The organism is Caproiciproducens sp., from assembly GCF_053840905.1.
Genome location: NZ_JBNLXQ010000008.1, coordinates 23,678 through 49,541, shown reverse-complemented (window position 1 = coordinate 49,541; position 25,864 = coordinate 23,678). Strand labels below are relative to the sequence as shown.

At 39.6% G+C, this 25,864-nt stretch carries 16 protein-coding genes and 1 pseudogene; 10 read left to right on the top strand and 7 right to left on the bottom strand.

The annotated features are described in order from the left end of the window. Positions 1–42 precede the first annotated feature (42 nt). The 3 genes from hcp to asrA all read right to left on the bottom strand — a co-directional run bounded on the left by hcp (position 43) and on the right by asrA (position 3,338). The gene (gene hcp, locus ACQGQ5_RS09805; RefSeq protein WP_326975662.1) at positions 43–1,890 is read right to left on the bottom strand and encodes a hydroxylamine reductase; all 1,848 of its coding nucleotides are present in this window, start codon (positions 1,888–1,890) and stop codon (positions 43–45) included. A gap of 62 nt (positions 1,891–1,952) precedes the next feature. Continuing rightward, positions 1,953–2,396 carry a DUF488 family protein, N3 subclade gene (locus tag ACQGQ5_RS09800; RefSeq protein WP_266161644.1) on the bottom strand — a complete coding sequence of 148 codons (444 nt, stop codon included), beginning with the start codon at positions 2,394–2,396 and terminating at the stop codon, positions 1,953–1,955. 72 nt (positions 2,397–2,468) lie between these two features. Next, a complete protein-coding gene (gene asrA, locus ACQGQ5_RS09795) occupies positions 2,469–3,338 on the bottom strand; it encodes an anaerobic sulfite reductase subunit AsrA (protein WP_455736339.1) in 870 nt (289 codons plus the stop codon). Positions 3,339–3,503: 165 nt separating this feature from the next. Here asrA and ACQGQ5_RS09790 point away from each other — a divergent pair, with 165 nt between their 5' ends. Next, complete coding sequence (locus tag ACQGQ5_RS09790) at positions 3,504–4,019, top strand: hypothetical protein (RefSeq protein ID WP_266161649.1); 516 nt, start codon at positions 3,504–3,506, stop codon at positions 4,017–4,019. Positions 4,020–4,075: 56 nt separating this feature from the next. On the opposite strand, the gene ACQGQ5_RS09785 is transcribed toward ACQGQ5_RS09790, so the two are convergent. Then, entirely contained in the window at positions 4,076–4,744 is a 669-nt protein-coding gene (locus ACQGQ5_RS09785; RefSeq protein ID WP_195464790.1) for a Crp/Fnr family transcriptional regulator, read from the bottom strand. Positions 4,745–4,915: 171 nt separating this feature from the next. Continuing rightward, positions 4,916–5,530, bottom strand: coding sequence for a pyridoxamine 5'-phosphate oxidase family protein (locus ACQGQ5_RS09780; protein WP_266161651.1), 615 nt, complete (start codon positions 5,528–5,530; stop codon positions 4,916–4,918). A 160-nt stretch (positions 5,531–5,690) separates the two neighbouring features. On the opposite strand from ACQGQ5_RS09780, the gene ACQGQ5_RS09775 reads away from it, so the two are divergent. Then, the gene (locus ACQGQ5_RS09775) at positions 5,691–5,960 is read left to right on the top strand and encodes a TIGR04076 family protein (RefSeq protein ID WP_195464795.1); all 270 of its coding nucleotides are present in this window, start codon (positions 5,691–5,693) and stop codon (positions 5,958–5,960) included. Positions 5,961–6,288: 328 nt separating this feature from the next. Here the strand turns inward: ACQGQ5_RS09775 and ACQGQ5_RS09770 are convergent. Continuing rightward, positions 6,289–6,450 (bottom strand): annotated as a pseudogene (locus ACQGQ5_RS09770) (transposase); the annotation flags it as partial. A gap of 368 nt (positions 6,451–6,818) precedes the next feature. Beyond that, entirely contained in the window at positions 6,819–8,225 is a 1,407-nt protein-coding gene (locus ACQGQ5_RS09765) for a relaxase/mobilization nuclease domain-containing protein (protein ID WP_455736338.1), read from the bottom strand. Positions 8,226–8,500: 275 nt separating this feature from the next. On the opposite strand from ACQGQ5_RS09765, the gene ACQGQ5_RS09760 reads away from it, so the two are divergent. The 8 genes from ACQGQ5_RS09760 (at position 8,501) to dndB (ending at position 25,852) form a co-directional block, all read left to right on the top strand. Beyond that, positions 8,501–11,629, top strand: coding sequence for a UvrD-helicase domain-containing protein (locus tag ACQGQ5_RS09760; protein ID WP_455736337.1), 3,129 nt, complete (start codon positions 8,501–8,503; stop codon positions 11,627–11,629). A 1-nt stretch (position 11,630) separates the two neighbouring features. After that, a complete protein-coding gene (locus ACQGQ5_RS09755) occupies positions 11,631–14,294 on the top strand; it encodes a hypothetical protein (protein ID WP_455736336.1) in 2,664 nt (887 codons plus the stop codon). A gap of 10 nt (positions 14,295–14,304) precedes the next feature. Further along, the gene (locus tag ACQGQ5_RS09750; protein WP_455736335.1) at positions 14,305–17,682 is read left to right on the top strand and encodes an SNF2-related protein; all 3,378 of its coding nucleotides are present in this window, start codon (positions 14,305–14,307) and stop codon (positions 17,680–17,682) included. Beyond that, positions 17,663–20,140 carry a DEAD/DEAH box helicase gene (locus ACQGQ5_RS09745; RefSeq protein WP_455736334.1) on the top strand — a complete coding sequence of 826 codons (2,478 nt, stop codon included), beginning with the start codon at positions 17,663–17,665 and terminating at the stop codon, positions 20,138–20,140. Before ACQGQ5_RS09750 ends, ACQGQ5_RS09745 begins: the two co-directional genes overlap by 20 nt. Positions 20,141–20,149: 9 nt before the next feature. Next, positions 20,150–20,929: a hypothetical protein gene (locus ACQGQ5_RS09740; RefSeq protein ID WP_455736333.1), complete on the top strand. Its 780-nt coding sequence runs from the start codon at positions 20,150–20,152 to the stop codon at positions 20,927–20,929. A gap of 10 nt (positions 20,930–20,939) precedes the next feature. Then, positions 20,940–24,023 (top strand): ATP-binding protein, encoded by a 3,084-nt coding sequence (locus ACQGQ5_RS09735; RefSeq protein ID WP_455736332.1) that lies wholly within the window; start codon positions 20,940–20,942, stop codon positions 24,021–24,023. Positions 24,024–24,028: 5 nt separating this feature from the next. Continuing rightward, complete coding sequence (locus ACQGQ5_RS09730; RefSeq protein ID WP_455736331.1) at positions 24,029–24,685, top strand: hypothetical protein; 657 nt, start codon at positions 24,029–24,031, stop codon at positions 24,683–24,685. Between the two features lie 96 nt (positions 24,686–24,781). Continuing rightward, positions 24,782–25,852 (top strand): DNA sulfur modification protein DndB, encoded by a 1,071-nt coding sequence (gene dndB, locus ACQGQ5_RS09725; protein WP_455736330.1) that lies wholly within the window; start codon positions 24,782–24,784, stop codon positions 25,850–25,852. Positions 25,853–25,864: the final 12 nt, after the last annotated feature.

Sequence of the window (25,864 nt, the reverse complement as noted above, 5' to 3'; positions counted from 1 at the left end):
AAAGGAACCGGTGCGGCAAAGTCGCACCGGTTCTGCCGTTCATTATTTCAAAAATTGATTCAATCTGTGCAAAACTTCGTCTACGTTGATTCCGTGAACCGCGCATGCGTCATTCAGAGATTCCATCTGAGAGGCGGGGCAACCGAGGCAATGCATCCCGCAGCCTGTTAAAATTCGCTCCGCTTCCGGATTGAAACTAAGAATATCGCCAATGAGCGTATCGCCTGTCACCTTTGCTTCCGGCTCCTTTTCCTGCGGACCAAAGAAGTTCTGAATATCATCATCCACGGTCGAGACCCCTGCAATTCCGAAGTTTTCCACCAGGACTTTCGCAACATTAGGAGACAGAAATGCGGGCAGCGTCGGGCCAAGATGAATGTTTTTTACACCGAGGGCCAGAAGCGCCAGCAGTACGATGACCGCTTTCTGCTCATACCATGCAATGTTGTAGACAATCGGCAGGTCGTTAATGTCGTCAAGCCCGAACACTTCCTTGAGCTTGAGGGCAATCACCGCCAGAGAATAGCTGTCATTACACTGACCGGCATCAAGCACGCGCGGAATACCGCCGATATCGCCTAGGTTCAGCTTATTGTACTTGTATTTGGCGCAACCAGCCGTCAAAATAACCGCGTCTTTCGGAAGTGCCTTCGCAAAATCGGTATAGTAATTTCTGGATTTCGCCCGCCCGTCGCATCCGGCCATGACAACGAATTTCTTGATAGCGCCGGATTTTACCGCAGCCACAATCTGATCCGCGAGTGCGAGGACCTGGTCGTGTGCGAAGCCTCCGACAATTTCACCGGTTTCAAGTTCAGTCGGCGGAGCGCAGCGTTTAGCATGGGCAATCAGTGCAGAAAAATCCTTTTCTTCACCGGGTCCGCCTGAAATGTGAGGGCATCCGGGGTAGCTTACAGTGCCTGTTGTGTAAACCCGGTCTTTGTAGCTGTCCTTTGGCGGAACAAGGCAGTTCGTTGTCATAAGAATTGGGCCGTTAAAGGCTTCAAACTCTTCCTTCTGCTTCCACCATGCGTTGCCGTAATTGCCGACAAAATGGGAGTATTTTTTGAATGCAGGGTAATAATGTGCAGGCAGCATTTCGGAATGGGTGTAGACATCGACGCCGGTGCCCTCTGTCTGCTTAAGAAGCATTTCAAGATCGCGCAGATCATGGCCTGAAATCAGAATGGCAGGATTTTTACCGACGCCAAGCTTTACCTTTGTGATTTCCGGTTTTCCGTAAGCGGATGTATTTGCGTCATCCAACAGTGCCAGCGCATCAACACCATATTTTCCGGTTTCCAGCGTTAGAGCCACCAGCTCATTGACACCAAGAGAACTGTCCATTGTTTTGGCAAGCGCACTCTGCAGGAATGCGTCAACTGCTTCATTTTCCTTGCCAAGCGCGTTCGCATGCTTTAAATAAGCCGCCATGCCCTTGAGACCGTAGAGGATCAGTTCACGCAGGCTGCGGATATCCTCGTCTTCAGTGGCAAGAACGCCGACCAAAGAAGCTTTCGCCGCGTATTCCACTTTCTGCGCATCCCATAATGCTGCTTCAGAGAGACTCTCGCGGTTATTTAACTGGCCCAGCAACTCTCTTTTATGGTTTAGCGTAGTCTGAATGCGGTCAGTAATAAAATCAGGGTCAAAGTTCGCGTTGGTGATGGTCACAAAAAGATTTTCCGTAATAAGATGATTAATGTCCGTAGAAATCGTTTTTTTCTCTGTGCGAAGCTGTGTAGTTACTTCGGACAGACCTTTTGTTACATAGATAAGCAGATCCTGCAAATTAGCCGTTTCGGGTGTCTTTCCACAAACACCCGTTTGCGTGCAGCCGGAGCATCCGGCTGTTTCCTGACATTGATAGCAAAACATTTTGTTTCCCATTTCTTGTTCCTCCTGTTCTTCATTCAAAAAATATTTTTTGATTTTATGATACAAATTCATAATCACTCACCTGCCAGTCTTTTTGAGTCTGCAAGAAGCCCCCGAAGGACCTCGCTGTGGGAACGACGTCTTTTAGTGGCTGTACCGATCAGGCATACACAGGAGTAGTTCCCGTAATGCTCCTGAAAGTAACTGATGGCGTTTCGGGCTTCCATAGCAGACCGATACTCTGCAGAATATTGATCCCACTGAATCCAATGATGAAGATAACGGTCTAGAAGCTGCGGTTCCGGCGTGAAAAAGCGGTCGTGGACATAAGCAGCATGACAGATTTTGGGGACAAAGAAAGTTAAATCTTTTTTCTTTGTAAACCCGCAAAGCTGTGAATCGTTTTTCAACCGTACATCCAGCACAAGATCCGCGTGATTTTGCAGAATTTTATCAAAAAATTCGGATGCCGATGTCTGATAAGCACTGATTTCAAATATGCTGCTTATCTCTCTCACCCCCGTTTCTGTTCTCGATTGTACAGGATTTTGGGGTATGATGATGTTGCAAATGCAACATCATCATAATTTTTATTTATATATACTATATCGCATCCGCTCACCGTTTTTCTTTCGGAAGCTCCCGCCGCCCGCAATGTCGGTAAAACCATTGACCATGCAGGATGCGTGTACACGCCGACGCTCTCCAACAACTCGACTTTCCGAAATATCCTGCATCGTGAAACACGTACAGGTCGGACAAACAAAATTGCAGCGGCCGCAGTTAATGCACCGACTGTCATACTCATCCCATATTTTCGATTTGCCTACTTCGGGGGAAAGCTCATTTGGTATCAAAACATGATTTTTCGTCTCCGAAACATGAGAAGGGATCACTACCCTCTGATCCATACAATGCTCTTTCAAAAGCCTGCTCCATTCGTCACAACGATTGTCTACGAGGAAACCTCCGTCTGTTGGCTCAAGGCTCATATCATATTCGTTCGTTTGGTTAGTTCCCATATCGACGCAAAAGCAGCTGTCAAATGCTTTCCTGCAACCCATTAAAATAAATTTTGTTCTTTCCCGTAGCCTTTTGTAATAATAATCTTCATTGCGGCCATTTTGAAGGAAGATTCCATCCAGCCGCTTGACTGCATGCAGGTCGCAACTGCGAAGGAAAACGATACTACCTTTTTCCTCCGGTTCCGCTTCACATATCCGCTCGTCCGTAAAAGACAGAAGTGTCTGAGAGACAGGAAACAGCACTTCTTTGAATGAATAATTTGATTTTTGGTCAAACACAATATCCCTGGCTTTTTTAATAACCCCGTACCGAATACAATCCACGTCAGAAAAAGTATTGCCACCGGTGATTCGGATTGGCCCATAAATCTTATATTCTTTTCCTAAGCATTCCAAGATAGCATTCAGGCCATTCTCGTTGAGATAAAAGCCCATCTATTTTTCCTCCTTAATAAAGCACTTGTCCGCAATCTTTTTAATATCTCAACTTTTTATTATAATGTTCAGTTTCCACAATGACGTTGCAATCGCAACATACAGAAGTGAATTTCAAATTTATAATGAATATTACTTCCTTCGACTGCTATAGGGGGCAATCAAATGTATAAAGAAGAAAATCCTCAAATTGCGAAAGGGCAATTGATAGGAGCTCTAATTGGACTTGCACGCGCAACAGATGGAAACGTAAACAGACCAACGGAAGAAACAGATAGGGCTTTTCTCAAAGGAATGCAGATGTGCTTCCCACATTGGGAGGAATCCTGCCAGCAGATTCACGATCAAATTGAGGTGATTCATGAAGAAAAGTGGAAACTGGTGCCCCGGTGTCTGGAATGTGCCTCGCCTTGCGGACGTAATAATGATTGTGATATTGCAGGGTTAAATGGAATGAAAAATGCGCAATTGAGATACGTGCTTCTCTCAGGTTTGCTTTTTATGGCTTCTTCGTCAATTTCTGATGTAAAGCTCTTGAAGGATCACAAAATAATGGGATTTTTTTATAGGGCTTTTTTCTTCATCGGTTACGATTGTGATGAAAAAGACCTAATCTTGTTTATTAATGAGCTTGGAGAATGGCAATACAAACTCTCTTTCCAGATGGACTCTGACGAATGATTTGCAAAAAAAATGGTTCCCGGCAATAGCGGGAACCATTTTAAAGAAAGATTCTATTATGTTAGCCTTTCCATGGAAAATGTATTTTTATCGTAATCCAGCAACCCGTCAGTTTTCATTCGGGATAGTTCCCTAGTTAAGGCGCTGCGGTCTACACATAAATAATCAGCCAGCTCAATACGTCCCAACGGCGACTCGAATTTATCACTTTGGTTTATCTGTACCTGCTGAGAAAGCCATGTTAAAACACGTTCCCGTATGGACTTTTTAGACAGAATATCCATCTTTTCCATCAGCTTCACGTTTTTTCGTGCGATTAAAGTCACCATATTTTCAATAAGCTTATGATGATAAACGCAGGATTTATTGCATGAACAAAGTACGCGATGGAATGACAGACATAGTATTTTGCAATCAGTTGCCGCCTGAAAGGATACGGCGCTGCTACTGTAATCTCCGCATACGAAACTTTCTCCAAAGATTTCCCCAGATGTCATGGTGGCAAAAATTGTCTTTTCACCCCATATATCTTCTTTGACCATATGAACGGTTCCCTCAATCACCACACCGATTTGTTTGAGTTCCGAACCTTCTATAAAAATAAACTCTGATTTTTGGAAACTTCTGGTTACTGCCCCCAGACAATTTAACATGGCGGTCAGCTCGGTTTCCTGAATATTTTCGAACAAGCGCGAGCCTTTAATTTTTATAATTTCGTTTGGCATACACTCTCACCCCATTTACGATCATAGCATACACAAAGTCATGTTGCAATCGCAACGTAAGGAGTATACTATGTTAAAATATCCAAGGATTATTTTGAAACTGATTCTTATGCACAGGCGACAGGAAATCAACCATCCATTTCGCTTTTACATAGCTTCTTAATCTTTGTTTTAGTCAATAAATCCCAGAAAATTTTTGTTTTTAATATTATCTTCCCTTGTGAGATATAAATCAGTATCATCATAGGGTTCGTTATCTTCTGGCACATTGTAGACATCTACAAACGGAACATCTTCAGGTCTGCGAACGGGAATTTCGGTCTTTCCCGACACATCCTCCCAATTACACTCAATAACATACATATTGATAGCCTTGATACCTTTAGGATTTTTACATCCGCTACGGTGTGTCTTTTTAAATAGAGCCTGAAGTGCAGTTTTACAGTATTCAGGTTCCTTATCCAATTCTATCATGTGAATTTTTCCAAAAGCCATAACAGACCGAAAATCATGGACATGTCCTTTATAAGGATGATCAGGATAATTTCTCCATGCTGCAAATGACAAACAGACATTTGGATTATTTTTAATCAATTTTAACTTATAACCTTCTTTACCTGTATGAACAAAAATCAAAAGCTTATCTTTTGTAACACCATATCCGTAATTCATGGGAACAACGTAAGCGTTATTTTTGTCCATGAACCCAACATGAACAATCTCACATAAATCAAGAATTGCAGTGATAATGTCGTGATCGTAAACATATCTCTCATATCGAACCATAATTTTGCTTCCTTTACACTTATTTTATTTTTGCTTTCCTGAATGTTTTCAAACAAGCATGAATCTTTAATTTTACAATTTCGTTTGGTATATACTCACCCCCATTTATGATCATAGCATATACAAAGTCATGTTGCAATCGCAACGTAAGGAGTATACAATGTCAGGACATCCAAGAATTATTTTGAAACTGATTGATCAAAGAGGCAATCATAAATGCCATCATGGTCATAGTATTGGTGATGAATTTGATTTTGACGCTGATAGAGGGAAACTATGCCCAATGGCCATGCATACTGCATTTCCATACGTAGATATCTTGCGTTATGGTGGGAATGTTCCAAACAGCGAGGACTATGGGAAAATTGCTTTCTGCTGCCCCGATGCAGACGTTATTAATGTGTTTGAGATTGATGTTATCTCAAATTAATTACAAATTCAGTTGAAAACGCATTGATGAACTTGTTAAGCGTTTTGATATACAATTTATTGTCTGCCAACATGTTGTTAGGACCCTTGCCTTCGGGCGAAACCTTTAAATCAACCCACTCCGCAGAAATCGAGAAAGATTAGAAAGCTTGCCATAGCCCTGCGTAAGATTGATATAAAAGGCATCCGTTCTCTATGTCTTAGGCGGCTTCCAGCCGCCAATCGCCTACCGGCTTTAAGCCAGTAGTGGCTCAGATTATAGATATATTCTGATCAGCGGTCAGGATAAGCCTGCATTGTTTATCCTCTCTAACCATGCTGACTATAACTTAAAATAGCGTTCTTTGAAGCTGCGAGTAAGCGCGCTTGGATACATGTCTCGATTTGGAGCCGAATATTCTTGACTGAAACGGAGAGGCATCAACACCGTCAAACGCCACCAGTGCCGCCTTGCTGGTAAAGCGCCGCACGTCGCCGATTTCAGTCATGAGTTTTGGCCTCGTGTTTCTTCTGCACCTTGCATTGACATTACAATATCAGGTTCAGGCAGCAAGGAAGCTAACCGTATCATCTCCGCGCGATAGTATTTAGGGTATCATAGGCAGCGTTTAAACTGTCTGCCGCCAACCGTACAGCGCGACTTTTACGCTGTATGGGGTCAAACTCATGGTAGTTATCACTAATTGTTGATAATAGTGGCAAGCAATGCATCGTGGTACCCACGATGCCCATTTCCCGATTTTTCGCTGCCGCGAAAACCGGGAAATTGCTTGTTGGTGGCAGGCCCCCAATCCCCTCTGATCGCACAATAAATTGTGCGGCTGCGCGTCCTACGGACGCTTCCGGAAGCATGGACAGCTCATCGCTGCTCATGCTCTTTTTCTTTCTCCGCTTCGCGCCTGTCGGGGCCAAGCAGATGATCGACGTTTGCTTTCACAGTCAACAGCTCTTTCGTCTCGTCACGGGCCTTGCGATAATCAGCGTAAGCCGCTTTTTTCTCTGCCAGAAGCGCCGCGTATTCGGCCTGTAAGCACTTGACGGTGGGAAGCTTTTTCACGCCCAGATCGTCGAACGCTTTCTTTGCCGCCTTGTGCAACAGGATATCGCTCTTATGCTCTGAAAGAAACTTTTTTGAATACCCCGCCTTGCGATAGGCAACATAGGTATCGCGGGTTTTGGCGTAATTCACGATCTGTGTTTTCAAAACGGCAATTTCGGCCAGCCGCTTTTCAGTCGCCTTGATCTGTGCGGAAAGCTCGTTGTACCGGGCGGTTGCCGACGCAGTTTTAGCGGCCAACGCACCGTACTCCAGCAGGCCATGTTCGGTCAGGTAATTAACCGTCTGCGCCATCTGCTTGAGGTTGAACACCTTGGCCCAGCGTTCGTAACCGACGCCTTTTCCTGCGCGGAGTTTGGCCTGAATATCCACCAACAGATTGATCTTTTTATCCGGCGCAGGCCGGATGATTTTTTTGCGCGGTGTGTGTATTTTTTCGCCGGAGAGGACGGCCCGAAGCTCCGCTTCACTGTAGCCGATGCCCAGCGTATCCAGCCGGATAAACCGCTTTTGATTTTTCCCGCGCAGGGCAAGGACTTTTCCCGTTTTGGCTTCATATCCGGTGTCTCGCAAGAGCTTCAGGAGCGCGTCAAAATCGGCGGGCTTTTGAACCAAAGCCGCGTCTATTGCCATACGCAGAAGTTCCCGATTTGAGGGCTTTTCCTGTTCGCCCAACCACTTGTTATAGCTCTTGCCGTGCCGATGCGGATTCTCCACGATGGACAAATCGTTCTCAATGCACAGCGTATCATTGAGCCGCCGCACGGCTCTGGTGCTGCCCCAAAAGTTTCGGAACTTCCGTGTGCAGTCGAGTGACGTGGAATTCCAGATGATATGATTATGAATGTGGTGTTTATCGATGTGGGTACAGACAACGAAAGCATGGTCCCCGTTTGTAAAGCGTTTGGCAAGCTCACAGCCGATCCGGTTTGCTGCCTCCGGCGTGACCTCGCCGGGGACGAAAGACTGCCGGAGATGATAGGCGATCACATCGTCAGAGCCGCGCGTCCTGCCGGTTAGTGTGGCATACTGTTGCTTGGAAAAAAGAAACTCGGCGTCGGCTGTCCGGCTGTCGCATCCATAGCCGGTGATAAGCCTGCCGTAATCTGTTTTCTCCGGATTTTCTGCATATTCAATAATGTCACTGATTGCCGTGCCGACATCACGGCCCTTGCCGGTATGTAGCGGCATTAGCCGCGTCGTTGCCATATACACTCCCCCTTATAGAATAATGGGAAGCTAGCAAGCTTCTCCAATTATTTATTCCTAGCAAAAACATGTGGATGAATTATAAATTGTTATTATTTTTGCTATAATATGCTATAATGTATGTAATAATTTGCCGAATAAAAATAACCATCATAAAAACTGTGCTTCTATATAGTTGTAACAATAAGAAGTTCTGACCTAAAAACTGAACCAATAGAAACGTTAGTGAAAATATGATTAATTGCAAATGTTAGCTGAAAGTTGGGAGAATTCTTATGGCAAAAATGATCGACCGAAAGCCCACATATCATGGAGAGGCAAGAGTGTGGGAAAGCTTGAAAGCATTTCTTCCAAGCAATGTTGTCGTGTACAATAATCGTGAGATTAACGGTCGTGAATTTGATTACTGTTTATTCATGGAAAATGTCGGAGCGTTGATCATCGAAGTCAAAGGATGGCTTAGCGACAAAATTAATGTTCAGGGGATCGATAATATTATTGTTGAAGGTTATGAAAAACCTCAGCGTTCACCAAAAAAGCAAGCGAGGGCTTACAGGTTTGCATTACTTAATAAGATAGTCGAGAAGTATAACACTAGTCCGCTTGTTTTTGATATGGTATGCTATCCTTTCATTTCCGAATCAGAATATAAAACTTCTCACTTGGACATTGTATCAGAGGAGCAGTTTACAATTTTCAAGGAAGATTTGGAAAGTCAGGAACAATTGGTAAAGAAAATTCAGAGTGCTTACGATTCGGCAAAGAGCATTCCGCATGCCGATTTTTCCTATGATTTAATTCTAAAGCTGCGTCAGGATTGGGAACCGGATTTTATTCAGCATTCCCATCCTACTGATATTAAGGCGAAACCATATTCCATATTGTCAGCTTTTCCGAATCATTTGCAGGCATCAGATATTGATCGGATTATTTTGGAATATTTTAGTGGCATAAAAAATATTGTATTTGTGGCTAATGAATCAGATTACTCAGCTCTAACAAATGCATTCAATACAAGTTTTAAAGCACATAATATTCAGCCTAGCGGTAATGCATTGAGTGTGAGTTATAAAACTGGACTTAAAATTGGGAGCACCTCATCAAGAGCGTTTAATCTTGAAATTTATTGTGTAGGTAACCTTTCTAGTATAACTCCATCTCCTGTACACGTTGAAGAAGGCTTCTTTAATGCGGGCGATTTAGAAATAGTGCAGAAACTGTCTGATGTCACAACATTCAATCAGCAACAGTATAGCGTAGAGCATGCTTCTACTGAACATAATACGTTGGTCGAAGCTGGTGCTGGTACTGGAAAAACTTTCTCTATGGTCTCCCGTGTGGCTTTCCTGTGTAATAAGAAAATCGGCGCGGTTGCTAATATTGCTGATGAAATTGCAATGGTGACATTTACGAACGATGCTGCCATCAATATGAAAGTCCGTCTCAAGCAAATGTTTGTGAATTACTTCGTGCTTACAAGTGATCCGCGTTATTTGAAGTTTGTCGAAGACACTGATCACGCTCATATATCCACAATTCATAGTTTTGCATTAGATATTTTACGAGGTGAATCTCTCTACACCGGACTCGGTACAAATTTCCGAATTTCATCTGATGAATATCTTCGCGGCAAAATATACGATATATATTTAAGCAACTTTCTTGATGAGATGGAAACGAACAACCCCAATTTCATCAATGAAATACCGGTACCAATCTACGATTTAAAAAAGAAAGTGATTGGAATTGCGGATCGTCTTTTGGTAAAAAGTATTGACTTAAAGCAAATCAAACCTTCAGAAATGGGAGTTACTGTTGAAAATGTGATTCCATATTTTAATGAAATGATTGAAAAGGTAATCATTCCTGCCGAGACAGAGTATTCTGAAAAAACACATATTACAAATGATATGGATCTCAATGAATGTATTATTTTGCTTGACAAGGTCTTAAATCAGCTCCCTGGAAAATTGGAAGCTCTTAGATTGAAATATTTTTTTGTAGATGAATTTCAGGACACTGATGATGTACAAATTCTTGTGTTTCAAAAATTGCAAAAGGTAATCAATGCGGATTGCCGAATGTTTGTTGTGGGAGATTTAAAACAGAGCATTTACCGATTCAGGGGAGCCAGACTCAGTGCGTTTACGCAATTGATGAATAATAGTCTGTTTGACTGGGATACTTATCATTTAACAATCAATTATAGATCCGACAATCGTTTACTAGAATTATATGATGATATTTTTAGCGGCATGGGTTCTCGGAAATATCTTCCATATGCGGCTAAAGAAGATCAGCTTTCTAGTAGCGTTATTACTGATATTGGAGATGATGAACTACTAATATCGATCCCCTGTCACGCAAAAGATGAAAATAAGTTCTTTGAAACTTTTATCGATATCCTCTGCAAACAAAAGTCAATTCTTGCAAATATGATGCAAAAAAGAGAGGAAAATCATCAAGATCCTTTGAGCAAAGAAGAACGCACAATTGCCATTTTAGTTCGCAATAATTGGCAAGTGGATAAGCTGGTAACCGCAGCCAAAAAGGAAGGAATAAAAATAGATACTAAATCTGGTGGCGATTTGTTTCAGTTAGAATCTTCGCAAGATTTTTACAAGCTGGTGTTGGCATTAAATAACTCTGCGAATTCAATATACCTGATTAACTTTATTGAATCCAACTATACAAGCCTGTCACTCGACTATCAGAAATACCATGGGATGTCCGAAGAAGACTGCATCAAGGATTTGACCCGTGTGTTGGACGAATTCTTTAAAGTGCGTATGGAAAAGACATGGCAGCAGGTAATCAACGAAGCCTATACACAACCAATCCTTTTTGTCTTAAAGCAGCTATATGATGCTCTTCAACCTTGGAAACAATATAGCTATCAGCCACAAGATCAGAAATACTACATGGCAAATTATGAATACTTAATGGAACGAATCATTAAATATTCTCGTGTAGATACGCTTACGCTCAACCAAATAGTTGAATGCCTAAAAATTAATATTCTAACGGGGCAACAACAGTTATCGAGAGAGATTGAAGTGGATGATAATGGCATACAGGTTTTGTGCACGACAATTCATAAATCAAAAGGATTGGAGTATGGAACCGTTATTTTGCCGTATACAGATGAGGATATTAGCGATATTCGAAAGGTTAAGCTGGATGCAAATTATTCTGGAGCAAAACTCGCATATACAGTATTGTTTGAGAACAAAGTCAGAGAACGTAATTCAAATTACGATGAAACAATCGAAGTTGATGAACAGATATCAGAGGAATCAAGGATTCTGTACGTTGCATTAACAAGAGCGATTAGAAACTGCGTTTGGATTAAGAATCTGGACCGGAATCCAAGCATAAGCTGGGGATCCCTACTGGAGGAATAAGATGTCGATTGTAATTTACACATACCGAGACCCATATAAGCTAGATGCTGAGCCATACTGGGATGAGATTAAATTATGCCCTTATTTCTGTGCTTCTCAGACTTTAGTAAATGGTTTAAAGAACATATATAAAAAAGACTTCCAGCAGGGCCGAGTTACAACGGTACAAAACTTAGTAGAAACTCTTTTTGAGTATTGGGAAAGTACTGCGTGTATTGTAAAGCAACATACAGATATTGATAATATTATCGCCAATGGTCTCCCCCCTGTGTTAGGTACGACTATGCAAGAGAATATTGCGAGAGCTTTTCTTTTTAATCGCGAAGAGGTTTTTGAAAGTATCCGGGTAATGTTTGAATTAAACATGAATGTTCAGGATATTCTTGTAGACAAACTTACGCCTGAACAGACTTTTATTGTCGAAGTATTTAAAAAGATCCTGTCAACAGAGAAGAAAAAAGATTTTATATTAAGAAGCGACTTCGATGAGGTATCCATTGATGAAGCGATTGGAAAAACTATGGCCAAAGCACGTAAAGACTTTGATCCATTCTCTGTTCAAACGGACCGGATTGTAATACATGGTGTACATCAGTTTTCGCCTATTATGCTTCGTGCAATAGAAAAGCTGTCGGAATGTAAGAAAGTTATCCTCCTGTTCAACTATCAAGCGCAGTACAAGAACGCATATCAAACCTGGATTGATATCTATACTGCATTTGACTGCCCAATTACAGATTTTGGCGGGACAGAATTCAGGCCAAGTCTGCAATACCCTGTAAGTTATAAAGGAAATATGCTGGCAGATAATTTGGGAAAGTTAATAGATGGTCGGACAGACGGCGTTGTTCACGATAGCTCTTATGAAATCATAGAATTTGACAATATAACAGAATTCGCAAATTACGTTGCGGATGTATTTGAAGCTGCAGAAAAAGCAGATCCAGCTAATCCCATGAGTAGAATGCGGGAACAGATATATGCTGCAGATAGTTCTGCTAATAATATTCTCAAGATCTATTTCCCGGAACAATTTGGAGAGAGACAGTTTTTAGATTATCCCTTAGGGCACTTCTTCCTGGCAATTGCTAACATGTGGGATGCAGCTAGCAATGAAATTCTTATTACAGACATTAATGATATCAAGGAATGTTTAGAGGCAGGGATTCTTAAGGAAGATTATTTAGGACAATTAGCTACTATTTTTGGAAGAACATCTGCTCTGTTTGAAGGTTGTGCATCTATTGATGAGATGGTATCCCGTCTCAAAAAGCTGAGAAAGAATCAGACACATTTGACTGATTCAACAAAAAAGGAATATGTAAGTCACATCTCATACTACACCGTTTCAAAGGAAGATCTCGCAAAACTGGAACAGGCTTTAACTGATTTGGATGAACTAGCAGCATATTTCTATGAGGATTTTGAAAATCAATCGCATAATTTCCGAAAGTTTTATAAGAGGCTTAAGAACTACTTGCAGGATGATATTTTAGATGCTCATGATTTGAGCGACGAGTTTATAGATATTATTCGCCGGGTTCTTGAGCGACTTGAAGAGGTAGAAAACATTGATGCGTCTGCTTCGTTTGAGTGCTTAAAAGCGACTATGTCCATTTATCTTGTTCAGGAAACAAAACTAGGAAAAAGTGCTAACTGGATTGTTAGGAATTTTGAACAGATTGATGGCGATATAATGCGTAGCCCAGATGAGAAAGTCGAGAACGACGCAATAACATATCACTTTGCATGCTTATCGGATGAGGATATTGATTCTGTTAAAAAGTCCGTTTTCCCGTGGCCATTAGATGATGATTTTTTCGAAGTTGCGCAGGAACCAGTTGATTGGAAGTATCAGGTATTTGTTAAAGCTCGAAAAGAATACAAAAATTTCAAACGATATGCATTGCTATATGGACTCGAGTTCAATCGGGCCAAGTTTAAGCTGAGCTATGTAAAACGGAATGGTGATAAAGAACGTGATCCTTATTACTTGTTAAAGATTCTCGGAGTAAAAAAGAAACCTTATGAGGAAACTAGAGTTGGCCGCTTTCTTACCGATGTATCAGATATAGCGGTTTCTGGTAGTCCGGACGGGAAATATACTGAGTACGATTACTTCCGATATCGTATTTGCAAATATCGTTTCTTGTTAGAGTCAATCACCGAGGGAACTACCATATACAAAGATAACTTTTTGCTTATAAAATATTTAGAGGTTTTGCTAGAGAACCAGGTGAAAGAGGAACTTCAAGGACTGCCAATCAGTGAAATCGTATTGATTGAGAAATTGAACGATGCATTTGATGAGTTAAAAAAATACTTCCCGTTTGTCCTAAATGTAAATCGCATAGATGTGATTAACAATATAAGAAATCGTATGTTGGATAGTAAGGCAAAAAAATTTCCCGTCCTTTCTGGAGAGCAGAGACAGTATATGATGATTCGAGAGTTATTCATCCATAAACAACTTGCAGACCCTAGAACATTTAGAAAGAACATTTTACAGGATGAATTTCCTTCCATTACAGATGAAAAGATAGCTGAGGAATTGTCTGAAAAAATATTACAGAAGCTCAAATTCCGAAAGGATGTCGATTTGTGGTGCCAATACTGCTCAAATAGAGAGTTTTGCGCAGCCTACTATGCTAGAGCGAATTCCTAAGGAGTGGCTTATGCTTAGTGAAAAGATGTATGTAAGATGCCCTGCAGATCTGGAAAGCATGACAGATCCTCGAGTTTTTGTTTGCGGACAGATTACAAAAATTGATGAATTCAAACAAACATTAGCTGTTAAGATTCATGACCCGTTCAAGTTCTTACTGTTTTTTGAAGATTTTCCTCATGGAACGATTGAAGTGCCAATCAGTTTGGTTGACCACTGCAGTATGTTTATCGGTTCAGAGGTAGTGGTAAAGGGTGAAATCTGTAAAGTTTTATCGGAGCAACAGTCTAGAGACGCCTTTTACTATTACTATGTCCAGACCGTAAAATCAAAAACAGTATTTAGGGTTTCCGAAAAAGATATTATTGCATCTTTCACAAATGGAAAGGTGGATCCGTCTGTTCAGCTTCGGAAATACGAATTCCAAAATCCGTGCTGGTATATGGGACATGCAGTTGTTTCCAGGAGTATGAATGTTCTGGAAAACTCTATTTATGGGTTTAAAGAGCTAGCAGGTTCAAAGATATATCTTCTGCCTCATCAGGTGAATTCAATTATGCGTTGCCTACAAGAAAGCCCCTGTCGGTATATGTTGGCTGATGAAGTTGGTATGGGAAAAACCATTGAGGCAATTTCTGTTCTCAAGATATTTATGAAAAATCGAGCAAACATAAATGTCCTGATTATTGTCCCGGAGACTTTGAGAAAACAATGGGAAACTGAACTTCTGTTAAAATTTAATATTCCGACAGGCCTCGGGAAAGACAACAACTCCGTAACCATTAAATCCATTTCTGAAATTGATGCTGTTGATATGAAATGGGATTTCGTTATAATTGATGAAGTTCATAGATACCTCGCTATTAAAGACTACTACTCTTTGCTACACTCTATTAGTCTGTCTGCAAAGAATATCTTGCTATTAAGTGCTACACCGGTTCAGCAGCGGCGTGAAGAATATTTAGACTTACTTCGTTTATTACAACCGCAAAAATATGATTTATATGATTTGGATCATTTCAGTTTCTTAGTCGGAAAGCAAAGCCGAATTATTCAAAAAACTGCGTTGATACTTGATGATTTGGGCGACTTTGAAGAAGAAATAGGTAATGCAAGAGACAATGGAGATGATCCCCATAGTTCAGAAGACTGTGAAGAACTGTATGAGGAAATTCATGATGATCTGGAAAAAATATGTGACGAACTTAATGATGATAAATTAACAGCATTATTAAATGATATTCGCTTTGAAGATGAAGATTTAGGCGTATATCTAATCAAGGTGATTATTTCTTATATCTGTAGTAATTACCAAGTCGAAAGTAATATTATTCGAAATCGGCGTAAAATTCTTGAGGCCAGTGAAGATGGAGAGCGTCTGCTTCCGACTCGTGAACTCTCGACAGTAACATATCAATTAGATAAAGATAAGAATACGTATGAGTCTGTTTGCTATCAGATTATATCGGATTGGCTGACAGAAAATGCTGGTTCAATTGATATTGAAGGCATAGTACGCCCATTATTGGGAGCGTTCTTTAGTTCGCCTTGGGCTTTTTCGTTTCAGCTTAAATCGCTTAAAAAGAAAGGCGTTGGATTAGACCCGGATTTATTTAGCAATGCTGAAAACTGGTTGCATACAGAGGATCATCTCTTAAATAATATTTCGGATGTTTTAAATGACCCTGATACATATGAAGATGATTATTGTACTAGAATAGTATCCGTAATGAATCTTTTGTATGATGAGTTGTATGATAAGAAGATAGTCCTGTTTACAAACTATAAAGAGACTTTTGAAGCTTACAGGAGTGCGCTCGGAAAAGTATTTCCTGCTGAAGAAATCAGTTTCTTTGGCGCAGATATATCTGCAGAGGAAATAGAAATAAACGCATACCGCTTCCAGAATGAGTCAACATGTCGAATTATGCTTTGTGACTATACAGGAGGCGAAGGCAGAAACTTCCAGTGCGCAGATTATATTGTTCATATTGATCTTCCTTGGGATGCTAATATGATCGAACAGCGAATTGGCCGTTTGGATCGTCTTGAGCGTGACCAGTCAAGGTCGGTTGTGTATTCTGTTGTGGTTCACACTGAAGATTCTTTTGAAGATGCTTTGTTTGGTTTCTGGAGTAAAGGGCTAAAAATCTTTACTCAATCCTTAAGTGGTATGGAAATTATCATGAAGGATATAAACCAGGAGATCATTACCGCCGTTCAGGAAGATTTCAAATATGGACTGTTTGAACGGATTCCAAAAATTATTGAACTGGCAGATTCTATGCGAGAAACCGTCCGAAAAGAACAAAATTATGATGCAGCAGGTTTTATGTTCCGGCCTATGTATGCTGAATTAAAGCGCTTAATTGATTATTATGCGCGTAATGAAAACGAGCTGTTTGCAAGCACAATGACAAATTGGGCTAGTTTGGCTGGCTTCCATGGTTTTGGAAGTAAGTCTGGGGTGATTACATATACTGCTGCTTCCTTTTCTCCTAAGTCTGCAATAAACTCGCAGCTGATTCCGCCCCATTGGAACGATTACTTGAATTCTAAGCAAAACAAATTTGTAAATGATGTTCAGGATGCTTACAACAAGAGTAAGGCAATAAAGAGTCAAGGTAGTTCCATAAAGGGAACTTTTATACGAAAACAAGCCATAGAAAATGACTATTTACATTTTTTTGCTCCAGGCGATGACGTTTTCGATTGCATTGTTAACAACGCTATGAATTCATGCAAAGGAAGAGCAAGTGCGTTTGCTATTCCTGCGAGTATAAACTGGAAAGGCTTGATTTTCACTTGGTCATTAGCGCAGAATGAAGCCTATCTTTTGGATCATGAAATTTCAATTTATGCACTTAGTCCATATAGAAATTATCTGATGTCTGAACAAGTCGTTGTTCCAATCAGCATAGAAAACATAGAATCTTATGGGGATGAAAAAATTATTCGCGAATATATTCAGGTTATAAATGCGGGATTTAACAAAGCAAAAACAATCCATCTTGGAAAGAGAAGTCATTCGGCTGGTTACTTAAAAGATATTATCAGTGAATCGTCGAATATCGCTTGGTTCAAAGAAGAATATTCTGAAGAATCTTGGACTGAAATGATAACGACTGCACGGAAAACCGCTTCTGAAAAAGCTATTGAGCAGTTTAAACGTAGATCAAATATTCGCGGTGCTAGGGAAGAAATGGAACGTACTTTATCAGCTAGAGTTGCGAACAGTGAGTTCTATGGTATTAGTGATGACAAGCTGGAAGAACTTAAGCATGAGCAAGAAGTAATTTTGGAAGCAATTAAACACCCCAAAGTTACCTTGGATTCTGCAGCTTTTGTATGGATGGTGGAAGCAACAAATGAGCAAATCGAAGGTTGAATCTCTTGTAGAAGATTATTTGAATAATAGAATTGACGAACTGCCTATTGCGTTTGATGAAGGCAAAGACTCTTTTGAACAATTCAAGTTACATACAATTAAGCGCTTAAAAGTTGCTTTTGATTTTTTTAGTTGTAATGGTTGCGGCTTTAATGATTTCTTGATTGCATTGAGGGATTATTTGTTAACCTTACAAACGGATATTCGCCTGGATAATATCGAAATCCCGAACGATAACTTATTTGCGATATCCCGAGATCCTCAAAGTGGGAGGTATTTTGCTGCCTTTCAATTTCCGGATTATACAAATCAAACCTTTGCAGAATATGCCTTCTTGAAAACGGAACATGCTGAGAAGAGTTCTTCAAAAGTGTATGATTTGCATACTGACCCATCGATTCGAACAATCACAGGTTTTTCGCTTTTTAAATCAATGGATCAGAAACTGGCGGTTTATGGTGCATTAAACACTCCTGATGGATTTACAACATTAGTGTCGCTTCCTACAGGTGGTGGAAAGAGCCTTATAACACAAACGTTGTCATATCAGAAAGATGGTTTGACAGTTATAATCGTTCCAACGGTATCTTTAGCTATAGATCAGGTTCGTGTAGCTAAGCAAATAATAAAGTCCAGCAATATTGAAAACGAGGTTTTCTCTTACAGTAGTGGTGTTGATGCTGCTCCTATTCTTAAGGCAATTAAGCAAAAAACGGCACGAATGCTTTTTATTTCACCCGAAGCATTAATAAACAATCAGGGTTTTGCAGATGTCATTAAAGAGGCAAACACTACTCGATATCTAAAAAATATAGTTATAGATGAGGCTCATATTGTCGTTGATTGGGGTGCTTCATTCCGAATAGACTATCAGTGCTTGGAATCATGGCGCAAGAAGCTACTTCTTGGCAATCCATCAATTCGAACCATACTGCTTTCCGCAACTTATGAACGGCATTGTGTTTCTGTTCTGAAAGATTTTTTCTCACAGGATGGCAAATGGATTGAAATTAGATGTGATTCTTTAAGGCATGAACCACATTATATGCTAATCAGGGCCAGGTCATATACTGACAAGAATAAGAAGATGCTTGAACTGGTGCGGAAGATGCCACATCCGATGATTATTTATGTTGCGCGTCCAGATGATGCATCCGAGATTAAAAATCTTCTTAATGAAAATGGAATATTGAATGTAAAAACATTTACCGGTTTAACTACCGGATCCCAAAGAAAAGAGCTGATAGATGCTTGGGCTGATGACCAATTTGAAATAATGATCGCAACATCTGCTTTTGGTGTGGGCGTAGACAAGAGCGATGTTCGCACTGTTTTGCATATGTACATTCCGCAGAACCCAAATGCATACTATCAAGAGCTTGGCCGTGGTGGCCGGGACAAATTGCCCTGTCTGAGTATCATGTGTATTCATCCAGGTGATATTAATATTTCTTTTCAGCGCATTTCCAAAAAGGTAATGACGACGGAAAAGATTATTGGCCGATGGAATAGCATGTACAACAATAAGAATTCGCAACGAGTTGGCAATTTAAATTATATAAATACTTCAATAAAGCCAAGCTACAGTAGTGCGGCAGATGTTTTTGATGATTCCCCCACTTCTGATGCAGATATGAACTGGAATATCTATGTAATCTTATTCTTAAGACGATATGGCCTAATTTGTATTCGTGAAGTTTTACCACAATCGGGAAAGTATGTGTTTGTGATTGAGATCATTGAAGATGCATTACGTGTTAATGATAGTCATCAGTTTCAAGTGATAGATCAAATACATACAACTGAATGGGATTATTATGTTGAAGCATTTCATTGGATGAAATATGCGATAAGAAATAGCGAAAAAGTATGCTGGTCTGAAATGTTTTATGAAACATATGATAAAGTTTCAGAATACTGTGCAGGATGTAATGCTCATAGCAATGCTAATGAAGGCGACTTCCTCGAGTTCCCTCTCAAGGTGCCAGTAAAACTGCCAATGAAAGACTTGGCTCAAGATCAGTTAGCCATTTTTGGCGGATCTAGCGATATTGTATTAATACCTACAGAGTCCCAGGAAGACCAATTGGTCAATCATCTCATGGAAAAACGATTAGCTGTTTTGGTTGCATCTAGTGATAAAGATACAGATCATTATTTGGATTCAATTACCAGCAACAACAATCTATTGATCTTGAATGGCTATTCTTTAAGAGAACTTATAAAGAAAAAAAGTTACTATTATATTTCAGGTATGGTTGCTGTAGTTTATAGTGGGACGCCGAAAGAGATATATGATCAACTAATCTATATTACAAATAACTTGAGTAAACGACCTGGGATTAAAGTGGTTCATATTCTGAGAGAAAATATATTTTTTGAATGGGTAAACAAAGCTTTTTCAGATTTAGTTGATGGGCCAGTAATACCGGTCAATTCAATTTGTCCACAAGTGTAAGGAGGCAATATGTTCCAAGATAAGATGGTTACAACCGCCATTCCAGAAAGGGTTTATACGCTTTGCAAGATAGTAGAAAAAGGTCCTATCTCAAACTCGGACCTGAAGGACAAAATGGAACCAGACTTTTTGAATAATGGATCTGTATATTATTCGGATTACCGTAATGCCGCAGAAGAGCTTAAATTGATTACTATTTCAGATAATATGGTTTCGTTAGCAGTATATTCGAGTGTACTAAAATCCATGGGTTCCATGAGGAAATATGCAAATGGCATGCTGGAACAATTTAGTGCGGGGCAATTCTATCAAGTTACAAAAGCATACTATTCTCTCGATAGTGCAATTCTTAAGGGCGAGAAAAATGTAGCAAATATAGCCCCAAAATTGAGCCAAATGATTAATCGTCCGGTCGATGCAATGGCTATGCGTGCATGGCGTTTCTGGGTATCATTTCTTGGCCTTGGATATTTACAAGAAATGTTTGTTATTCCCAATGCTGATGTTTTCCTAAAAGATATAATTGAAATCGTTGGGCTTGAAAAGAACAGAAGATATTCTTTTGGAGAGTTTATATCTCGAATCATGCCATATTGTCATATGATAATCGACCCGAATCCTGCAAACCGTAAGCTGAACTACGGCGTTTCTAACGGACTTCGTGTTCTTCACGATGCAGGCATTATTACATTGGAGCATATTTTGGACCAAGAGGATATATGGAATCTTTATACGCTTAAAGCTCATGCTATAAGCAGCACCGTGACCAACATAACCATTTGTAAATAGGAGGCGTAATATGGATTCAAGTGTAGCAAGAGAACGACTTTCCTACGTTGTAAAGCCGGATATAATCTCTGTTTCACAAGGCGACTTTTTAGCAACGCATGTAGCAATTAGACGCCTTCATTTACTTAACAAGTTTGATATTCAGCCATCAGGTGGTAGAGATTATTCTGAGGAGTCTGTCTACAAAAGGTTCATCTTAAATCCTGAGAATAAGCACCAATTTATTGCTATTTATGGGCAGAGTGGCACCGGCAAGTCTCACTTGATTAGATGGTTTGAGACCCGCTTCGAGCAAGAGAAACCGGAAAATGAAGTCGTTTTTTTTATCAGACGTAGCGATAACACATTAAAAGGTACAATCTGCCAGCTCCTTGAGATGCCGGAAGTTCAGGGTATAGCCAATAAAGATATATATGAAAGATTGATGCGTGCCTCTGTTTTCGTAGACGAAGACAAGCTTAAGGACATGATCTACCATAATTTCATTATCGAAATTGAGCATGATGATGAAAGCCATTCTATAAGAATAACCAATGTAAAAAGAAAACGTCTGGAAGCATTTTTAAACAATGAAGTAGTTCATGACTATTTGATGTCTGCAACAGGACCTATTGAACGCATGTATTCAAAAATTGCAGAACATACCCTTGTTGACCGAGATACGGTTGCTCAATTTGTTGCCGATGATTTCATAATTTCCACCGATTTGTTTGAGGATATTCATAGAGCGGGCGCTGATCCAAAAGCTGAAAAGATGGCTCGCGAATTAATGGCAGACGAGAGTGGCGCAGAAGATGCAAAAAAAATAGCAAATTATTTAAATCAGTTTGTAAATGATGTTATTCAGCGGTGTGCCGGAATTGAGCCAGGTGATATTAGGCAGATCATCCAGGATATTCGAAAAGAGCTGTATCGCATTGGGAAGAATCTGACTCTATTTATCGAAGATGTTACTTCCTTTACTGGTATTGATAATGCTTTGCTTGATGCATTGATCGTTGAACATACAGGTATGAATGCGGTCGACAAAATTTGTCGAATCTCTTCTATTGTTGGCACCACCAGCAGCTATCTCCAAAATAATTTTAGGGATAATCATAAGGATCGTATTACACAGTATGTATATATTCCAAGTGATGTCTTTGATGAGGATGGAATTTTTGAGTTCATAGGAAGATATATAAATACCATGTCTCTCCCTAACTCAACAATTACTACGTGGTTAGACAATCACGCAGCTGCATCAGATTATCCTGTTCACGAAGTCAAAGAAGGTGCGAACTGGGAATTTGTTTCTATTGAATCTGGCAAGCAATTATGTTTGTATCCCTTTACTAAAAATAGCATCCGCTATCTTTACAAATATGAATTAACAAAGGGACATCAAACGCCTAGATATATTCTTCGAGATATTATTGAACCAGTCGTGAATGATATTTTGAGTAATAAAGATAATTTTCCGAGCTTAAAGTACAATATTGTAAATGTGAATACTACATTAAGCTATCGTATTCATAATCAGATCAAAGATGAATCTCAGGCAGATCGTCTGTTGAGATTCTTGAGTATTTGGGGCGATGGTAATCCTGATCAATATACTAAAGATGGTGTAACTTATATTGCCGCAGTAAAGAAAAATATTATTGAAGAACTTGGACTCCCCTCATTAAGCCTGTCTGAAGTTCAGCCGCCGAATCCTAACTCAGTAGTTAATCCGAATCCAGAACCGGATCCGGTTCTGGTTCCGAACTCGGCTACAAATCCGTCTCCTATTCCAGTAAAAATACAAGAACGTATGAGTAAGGCGAATGCGGTATTAACGAACTGGTCTAGTGGACAAGTAATTGATATTTCAGCAAATGTTGGTACAAGCGGTATACTTCGTGCAGCACAAGGAGATATGTGTTCATATTTGTTTTCGTCGATAAACTGGCAGGCAGAAGGAATCTCTATGGATAATATATCCAAGTTAAAATCTGCAAGGGCTACGCTAATTATGTTTGAAAATCAGACTAAAGGTACTGGCTTTTATACAATGCCTGCGAACTGGGATTCAATGAACGTAATTTGTGCCTTTATACGTTGGCGAGAATATGGAAATCAAAGTTGGAACTATCCCGATTCTGATTTGGATGCATACCTTGTTACTGCATGGTCATCAAGGATAAAGAATGATCTTGTCAAGGTAGTAAGTGAAAATGTTCCCTCAAAAACCAGTTATATTGAAGCTGCAATTGCTGCTGAAATGTATCGTATGATATTGTGTGGGGAATTCAGAGAGCGAAGTCTAAAGAACTTAACTGTTAAGTACCTATTTCAGGCTAAAACTGCAAAATCAGGTAAAACAAATCATTCTCCAGAATGGAATTCCATAGTTTCTCTTCTTTCTCAGAAAGGTGCTGATAATACCAATAGAGAAACCATTCGACAGTATTTTAATTTACCCCAAGGTGGCGGCAGTTCTGTAATTGTTCTTGATGAGCCTAACTTAATGCATGTTTTCCGCAAGGTTAAAACGAATAAGCTTGCTATCCCAGAAGAAGATTTACAATCACAAGATGCAGTAACACTTAGACGAAATGTTTTTGCTTACCTTAAGGATATTGTTGATCGAATTGGTAGTGTAACTAGGGCAGAAGTCGCCGCTGCGCGGACTGTTGTTCAATGCATTTATGACTATTTTGATAGTGATGAGATTGATGAAGACGATATTCTTGAACTAGTGACGAAGAGTAAAACGTTTTATACTGAGATTAACAATGCACAAATTAACGTTGCTGTTGTATCATCTGACACAGTAAAGAGAAATGCAAAGCAAATTGCTAAAGCAATTAGTGACATAGGCGAGGTCTTGGATGAGGATGACCCTTTAACTATTCTTATGACTTTTTCAGGAGATCCTCTTTCCGACTTACAGCCATTGATTGACTTCTTAAAACAGATCGATGCTGATATTGATAAAGTCGATAAGCAGTTAGTTACTAGGAAGAGCGCGTTGGGCGATGTAGTTGGGAATGAACAGTCTAGCTCACGTTATGCAGATGAATTAAAAACTCTTATGGCAATCAGTACATCCCTTGAAGGGAGGCAGTAATTTTTATGATTTTTGATAAGATAGATCGTCGAATCAAAGAAATGAAAGAGCTGCATCGCCTTGAAGGAATTAAAGCAAATCGAGCTCAGCAAGAGGCAACAGATAACAAGTATCGAATCCTCGTAAATCAGGTAAGTGGTTATATTGAAGTATTGGATTATGTTCAAGACCATCTACAGTTTGCCTTGGCGGATACTATAAAGGCTGATTTGGAAGCGCTGTTGATAAAACTTCAGGATACTGTTAAAACCGGATATGCTGATAAAGATACAGTCTCTTCCACTGATACAGATTTTAAGTCAATACAGACAGCAGTAAAGAAAGACTGGACAAAGCACTTTGTCGCTTTAACTTCAACCATAACCGACACGTTAAAGGTAATTAGCGGTATTGGCACAGAGAAAGTTGCGAATTGCTTAGCAGACATTAAAGCTGCAGAAGTTTGGGTAACAGACAAAAATACCTTTGTTAGCTTAAAATCAGCGTTGGATAATGCGGATTCTTTAATTCAAAGTTTGAGCCTTGATCAAGAAATAATACAGTTTTTAACAAGTATGACGGTAGGAAAAGCAACAATTGCGGATCTGAATGAGAATGTATTGGCATGGATCCATAAGGAGTCTTTAGAAGGAAAAATCAAGCTCTTATTCAGCTCTCGTTAAAAAACTAAAATTTTTCTTCTCGAGATTGACTTTACGTACTGCATTGGATATACTTAAGTATGTACTTAAGTATATCCTTTTTATGAGGAGTAAAAAATGGATTATGTGTATAAATTCCCGGTTGTAAAAGGCATACAGGCTTCAAGAGACTATTACATAGCAATGGTCCCTTTAAAAATGTTGTCACGTTTATTCCCTTCAGATGACGAATATGTTTTACCTGAGTATCGTGCTCAAAGGAAATTAAATGGGGCACGAATTCCAATTATCAGCAAATATATTCTAGATAATAGAAACTCATATGTTTTTTCTGCTTTGGCAGCTTCTATAGACGGAAATTTTCAATTTTGCCAAGCTGAAGGAATTCCGGATGTTGGGGTCCTTGAGGTTGCCATGGATGCTATATTTTTAATTAATGATGGTCAACATAGAAAATCCGCCATATTGGAGGCACTGCAAGAAGATCCGTCCTTAGGTGATGAAACTATTCCTATTGTGTTTTTCGCAGATAAAGGGCTAGAAAGAAGCCAGCAGATTTTTACAGATCTGAATAAGAACGCAGTAAAAACGTCGAATTCAATATCAGAGTTATACGATTCGCGAGACCGAATGGCAGTTATTACTAGGGATGTTATTCAAAGAATTGACTTTTTAAATACATATACTGACAAAGAAAAAGATATTCTAGGAAAATTCTCATCTAGTTTGTTTACATTAAACACCTTCTACACAGCTAATAAAGTAATTGTTGGACGTAGCCTAGATGCTGGTATCGATGATTTCCTATATAAATTTTGGAATAATGTTTCGGTGCATATGTTACAGTGGCAGGAGCTCGAACATAAAGAAATAACGAAAGTCGATTTGAGAGAAAACTACATTGCGACTCAAAGCATAGTAATTCAATCATTTGGAAGGATTGGAAACTATTTGCATATGCATGAAGATATTAGTCCGGAACAGTGCCTGGTGAATTTGGAAAAAGTAAATTGGAATCGTAATTCTAGGAAATGGTATTTACGAGCAATTAATCAAAACGGGCGTATTATTACCAATAAGAAAGCATCACTACTGATTTCAAATGTAATAAAGAAAGAACTTGGATTGCCTTTGACAGCGGATGAATTTGCAGCTGAAGATCAATTATCAAGGTCATTAACAGAATAGGAAGATATCATG